Here is a 5,651-nt window from a genome sequence, read left to right on the forward strand (position 1 = left end):
CCATCGGCGCGGGCGGCGGGCCGGCGTAGCGCGGCGCGGCGGCCCCGGCCGTCCGGGCGCGCCACCGCGACGGCGGCACCGACGCGACGACGAGCAGGGCGCCGAGCAGCAGGAACATGCCCATCGGCGCGAACGTCAGGTAGCCCTCGACGAGGTTGTCGGGCATGGGCTTCCTCGAGGTGTGCTGCGTCGCCCAGATGGGATCGGCGATCCAGAGCACGCCCAGCGCCGCGTAGACGACGCCGGGGACGAGCGACGCGAGCGGTGAGACGCGGGACCCGACCATCAGGCCGATCAGGACCGCCGCGACGAGCAGCACGAGCGTGCCGATCCACAGGTCGCTGCCGTGGTAGCTGCGCAGCTGGACGAGCCCGAACCGCGTGGCGCGGAACATCTTGTTCGTGCCGAACAGCAGGCACCATCCGACCACGGCGGTCGCGACGAGTCCTCCCACCGCGCCTATGCCGTGCCGTGCGCCGTTGGACATGGCGACCTCCTCGCGTCCGGCGGGCGTGATCCCGTCGAACCTAACCCTGAGACGTGCGGAGACGCACGGGGGTTCAGGGGAGGTTGGCCGGATTCCGCCGCTACACCACCGGTTCGCCGGGTTTGGCAGGGGCCGGCTGGCCGAGCCGCGGCGGGCTGGTCAGGAACCCGACGCCCCAGGTGACGTGCATGGTCGCGAAGACCAGCGGCAGCCGCATCCAGGCCGACACGGGCAGCCCGCGGCCCTCGACGGCGGCGCCGACGATCATCGCGGCCGCGTACCCGCCGGGCAGGATCCAGCCCGGCCAGAACCCGAACGCCCCGGCGACCACGCCCGCGGTCATCGCGACCACGGCGATGGGCGGCGCGAGGTAGCGCAGGTTGAGGGTGCCCTGGTGCTCGCGGCCGACGACGCGGCGCCAGCGCCCGGTGTGGAAGTACTGCTTGGCGAGCGCGCGCAGGTTGGGCCGGGGACGGTAGGTGACGCGCATCCGCGGGGTGAAGAAGATCCGCCCGCCGGTCTGCCGGATGCGGTGGTTCATCTCCCAGTCCTGGGCGCGGGTGAAGGTCTCGTCGTAGCCGCCGACCCGCTCCAGCGCGCTGCGCCGGAACGTGCCGAGGTAGACGGTCTCGACCTCGCCGGCCTCGCCGCCGGTGTGGAAGCGGGCGTTGCCGACGCCGATCCGGGACGTCATGGCGCGGGCGACGGCCTGCTCGAAGGGGGTGACGCCCTCGGCGGCCATGATGCCGCCGACGTTGTCGGCGCCGGTCTCCTCCATCGTCTCGACCGCGGCGCGGACGTAGTCGGGCGGCAGCAGCGAGTGCCCGTCCACCCGGACGATGATCGAGTACTGGGACGCCTTGATGGCGATGTTGAGGCCCTGCGGGGTGCGCCCGGTGGGGTTGGCGACCACGACGATGCGGGAGTCCTCGCCGGCGAGCCGGCGGGCGATCTCCTCGGTGCGGTCGCGGGACGGCCCGACGGCGAGCACGAGCTCCATCTCGCCGGGGTAGTCCTGGGTCATGATCCGCCGGACGGAGTCCGTCAGGTGGCGCTGCTCGTTGAGGACCGGCATGACCACCGACACCGCGGGCCAGGTGCGTTCGCCGGTGCTCCGCTGCGGTGCGTGCCGTGTCGTGCGCTGGGCGTGGGGAGATGGATTCATGTGGGCTCGCGGGCCGTCCTCGACCGTGGCGACGGGGTGCCGCGGCCAGAGGGAGGCCCCCCTTCCTCTCTCTCGCTTGCTTGTCTGACGCAGCCCACGCCACCCAGGTTTGCGTGCGGGCCGCCGGGGTGTGGTCAAGACGGCGCCACGTTACTGCAAGGACACGAGGTCCAGGTAGCGAACGGACGGGTGTTCCCCACTTTAGAGTGGTGGGGACCCACGCGAGAACGAGGTCTTCGGGAGGCGGGCGTCGGCATGGCAGACGGGCACGACTCGGGACGCGGCGACGCCGACCCGCTGGAGCGCTACTTCCGGCCCAGACCCGCAGGCGGGGCGGCCGACGGCCCGGCCGACGACGGCGACATCGAGGGCGTCACCATCGACGGGATGCCGGCGCCGCGGGTGAAGGTGGACGGGCCGCGGGGGCCGCGGCGCCCGGGCCGCCGGATCAGCCCGCGGGCGGCGATGAGCGCCCGGCGGCAGAAGCGGTTCCTGACGCTGACCGGGACGATGTCGGCGTTCGTGCTGCTGACCTCGGGCGGGGCGTGGGCGTTCCAGAACTACGTGACGGGCGCGATCGACAAGGTGGACGTCGGCGGGCTCGGCAAGGGCAAGGACGGCCCGAAGGGCGCGATGACGATCCTGGTCGCGGGGGTCGACCGGCGCGAGGGGCTGACGAAGGCGCAGCAGAAGGCGGCGAAGCTGGGGCACGACCCGGGCGAGCGGTCCGACACGATGGAGCTGGTGCACGTGTCCCGCGACCACGACCGGGTGTCGATCGTGAGCCTGCCGCGCGACTCGTACGTGACGATCCCGGCGCACGAGTCGAACGGGTCGGAGGGGGCGAAGGGGCAGCGGATCCCGGCCCGTCCGGGCAAGCTGACCTGGGCGTACCAGTTCGGCGGGCCCGACCTCACGGTGGCGACGATCAAGCGGGCGACCGGCGTGTCGATCGATCACTACATCGAGGTGAACTTCTACGGCTTCGTGAACATGGTGGACGCGCTCGGCGGCGTGGACGTGTGCACCGAGCAGGCGATCGACGACCCGAAGAGCGGGCTGAGGCTGCCGGCGGGCAAGTCGCACGTGGACGGGCTGAAGGCGCTGGGGTTCGCGCGGGCGCGCTACACGCTGACCGGCGGCACCGACCTCGGCCGGATCGACCGGCAGCAGCAGTTCATGGCGTCGATGATGAAGCAGGCGCTGTCGTCGAAGACGCTGAGCGACCCGGTGAAGTCGACGAGGTTCCTGAACGCGGCGCTGAAGTCGCTGCGGGTGGACCCGGAGCTCGCCAAGAGCCTGCCGAAGCTCGCCGACCAGATGAAGGACCTGTCGACCGACAGCCTGACGTTCGCGAACGTGCCGCTGGCGAATCCGGGGTACAACGCGCAGCTGTGGAACTCGCCGACGCCGCAGTCGACCGTCCAGTGGGACCAGGCGAAGGCGAACGACCTGTTCGGCCGGATCCGGCATGACGAGCCGCTGAGCGAGACGAAGAAGGCGCCGAAGCCGAGCGCGTCGCCGTCGAAGACGCCGTCGGACGGCCCGACGGTGCCGCCGGACGACATCAGCGTCCGCGTGCTGAACGCGATCGGGACGCCGGGGCTCGCGACGCGCGCGGGGTCGCAGCTGACGAAGGACGGCTTCCACGTCACGGTGGTGCCGGGGGTGGCGCGGCGCGGCCTGCAGCGCACGCAGATCCAGTACGGCCCGGGCCGGGAGGACTCGGCGAAGACCCTGGCGGCGGCGATCCCGGACGCGAAGCTGAAGGAGGTCTCGTCGCTGGGGTCGCGGGTGCAGGTGATGGTGGGCGCCGACTGGGACGGCGTGAAGAAGGTGAAGGTGGCCTCGCCGGCGCCGACGGCGTCGCCCGCGTCGGGGTCGTCGCTGGACTCCGGGACCGCCACGGAGAAGCTCTGCCACTGACGATCTAGAATATCGTTCTAGATCGTGGAGAGGAGCAGGGCGGTGGACGGTGACCTTCCCGAGGCGTTCTACGAGCCGCTCGGCGGCGGGCGGTTCGCGAGCACCCCGGCGACGGCGGGCCCCTGGTCGCCGTCGCTGCAGCACGCCGGCCCGGTCGCGGGCCTGATGGGCCGGGCGTTCGAGCGCACCGACCCGGTGCCCGGGACCCGCGTCGCGCGGGTGACGATCGAGATCCTCTCCCCCGTCCCGGTCGCGGAGCTGGAGGTGTCCGCGCGGGTCGTCCGGCCGGGGCGGCGGGTCGCGCTGCTGGAGGGCGAGCTGACGCACGAGGGGCGGCCGGTCGTGCGGGCCACCGCCTGGCGGATCCTGACGGCGCCCGCCGAGGTGCCCGGGACCGTCCACGCGCCCGCCCCGCCGCCGCTCCCGGACGAGGGCCGGACGTTCACGACGCCGGGGCTGCACACGCACGGCTACCTGTCGGCGATGGAGTGGCGGCTCGTCGAGGGCTCGTTCTTCGAGCCGGGCCCCGGGACGACGTGGGCCCGGTCCCGGATCCCGCTGGTCGCCGGCGAGGCCGACTCGCCGCTGGTGCGCGCGCTCACCCTGGCCGACAGCGCGTCCGGCGTCGGCAGCCAGCTCGACCTGGCCAAGTGGATGATCATCAACACCGACCTCACGGTCGCGCTGCACCGCGATCCGGCCGGGGAGTGGCTGTGCATGGCCGCGTCGCTGAGCGTCAGCCCGCGCGGCGGGGCGCTGTGCGAGGCGACCCTCGCCGACGGTCACGGAGAGTTCGGACGGGTGCTGCAGACCATGATCGTGGACGCGCAGCCAACGCCCTGACCTGGCACGACGACGGCCCTGCGGAACGGCGTCCGATTCTTGATCGACTACTCTGGGTAGTGACAGGGGTGCACAGAGACGTCACCGTCAGGAGTCCAGAGGATGTCGACAAGGTTTCTCGGCCTGATCAGCACGACCGCCGTCGCCGCGCTCGCGGTGACCGGCTGCGCGGCGCAGACCCGCGCCCGGCTCTCCGCCGCGGAGGAGCCCGTACCGTCGGTGAGCGACGCCGCCGCGCCGGCCGCCGCGCCCTCGCCGTCCGCCAGCCCGGCCGCCGCCCCGAAGGGCAAGAAGGGCGCGGCGAAGGACGGCACGAACCTCAACGCCTGCCTCGACGCCGACTGCGAGGTGGAGGTCGCCAGCGGCGAGCGGATCCCGCTCGACCCGAAGTACGGGGTGGACGGCATCGACGTCCGCACCGACGGCCCGCGGGTGATCTTCACGGCGCAGGGCAAGGACAGCAAGATGGTCACCTCGATGGACGCCTCGTGGGCCGGCTCCGGCTCGTCCTCGACCGTCAACGGCCTGACGTTCCGCCCGCGGATGACCAAGGACGGCAAGATCATCGTCAAGATCAGCCACGACTGACCGGGCGCCGCGGCGGGCGGTCACCGGGACGTCCCGGTGACCGCCCGCCCCGTCTCCGGAGCGCTCAGCGGTTCGTGGTGAGGACCGGCTCGGCGGGCCGCCGGGCCGGCGCCGCCTGGTGGCCCGGGATCGCCAGCGCCGCGACCGCCCCGGCCAGCGACAGCGCGGCGCCGACGCCGATCGCGCCGCCGAAGCCGTCGGTGAAGGCGGACGGTCCCGCGTAGCCGCCGGCCTTGGCGAACGCCAGCGCGAGGACCGCGACGCCGAACACCCCGCCGAGCTGCCGCCCGGTGTTGAACACCCCGGACGCCTTCCCGATCTGCTGCGGCTCCACGGCGTTGAGCACGGCGGCCTGCGCGGCGGGCATCGCCATGCTGACCCCGGCGCCCGCGATCAGCATCGGCGCGATCAGTTCCCAGTACGGCACGGACGGCGTCGCGGCGAGCGCGAGCCAGCCCATCCCGGCCGCCTGCATGGCCAGCCCCAGCGCCGCCAGCGGCCGGGCGCCGACCCGGTTCACCATCCGGCCCGCGACCGGCGCGACGACCGTCACCGCGGCCGTCCAGGAGAGCAGGTGCAGCCCGGCGGCGAGCGGCCGGTCGCCGCGCCCCGTCTGGAAGTACTGCGCCGCGAAGAACAGCG

At 73.2% G+C, this 5,651-nt stretch carries 5 protein-coding genes and 1 pseudogene; 3 read left to right on the top strand and 3 right to left on the bottom strand.

Annotated elements, in window-relative coordinates; all coding sequences use genetic code 11:
• Both F9B16_RS47165 and F9B16_RS47170 read right to left on the bottom strand, forming a co-directional pair.
• A pseudogene (locus tag F9B16_RS47165) lies at window positions 1-487 on the bottom strand (hypothetical protein); the annotation flags it as partial.
• Between the two features lie 100 nt (window positions 488-587).
• A complete protein-coding gene (locus tag F9B16_RS47170) occupies window positions 588-1,652 on the bottom strand; it encodes a glycosyltransferase family 2 protein (RefSeq protein ID WP_151546796.1) in 1,065 nt (354 codons plus the stop codon).
• A 255-nt stretch (window positions 1,653-1,907) separates the two neighbouring features.
• Between F9B16_RS47170 and F9B16_RS47175 the strand changes: the two genes are divergently transcribed.
• The 3 genes from F9B16_RS47175 to F9B16_RS47185 all read left to right on the top strand — a co-directional run bounded on the left by F9B16_RS47175 (window position 1,908) and on the right by F9B16_RS47185 (window position 5,009).
• The gene (locus F9B16_RS47175) at window positions 1,908-3,578 is read left to right on the top strand and encodes an LCP family protein (RefSeq protein WP_151546797.1); all 1,671 of its coding nucleotides are present in this window, start codon (window positions 1,908-1,910) and stop codon (window positions 3,576-3,578) included.
• 24 nt (window positions 3,579-3,602) lie between these two features.
• Window positions 3,603-4,421: a thioesterase family protein gene (locus F9B16_RS47180; RefSeq protein ID WP_225992585.1), complete on the top strand. Its 819-nt coding sequence runs from the start codon at window positions 3,603-3,605 to the stop codon at window positions 4,419-4,421.
• A gap of 102 nt (window positions 4,422-4,523) precedes the next feature.
• Entirely contained in the window at window positions 4,524-5,009 is a 486-nt protein-coding gene (locus F9B16_RS47185; protein WP_151546799.1) for a hypothetical protein, read from the top strand.
• Window positions 5,010-5,073: 64 nt separating this feature from the next.
• Here F9B16_RS47185 and F9B16_RS53310 read toward each other — a convergent pair.
• A partial coding sequence (locus tag F9B16_RS53310) for an MFS transporter (RefSeq protein ID WP_225992586.1) occupies window positions 5,074-5,651 on the bottom strand: 578 nt, incomplete at its 5' end.

This window comes from Actinomadura montaniterrae, from assembly GCF_008923365.1.
Taxonomy (GTDB): Bacteria; Actinomycetota; Actinomycetes; order Streptosporangiales; family Streptosporangiaceae; genus Spirillospora; species Spirillospora montaniterrae.

Excerpts from the sequence above, each read along its gene's own strand:
- F9B16_RS47170 (WP_151546796.1), bottom strand. The coding sequence starts at position 1,652 with ATGAATCCATCTCCCCACGCCCAGCGCACGACACGGCACGCACCGCAG.
- F9B16_RS47175 (WP_151546797.1), top strand. The coding sequence starts at position 1,908 with ATGGCAGACGGGCACGACTCGGGACGCGGCGACGCCGACCCGCTGGAG.
- F9B16_RS47185 (WP_151546799.1), top strand. The coding sequence starts at position 4,524 with ATGTCGACAAGGTTTCTCGGCCTGATCAGCACGACCGCCGTCGCCGCG.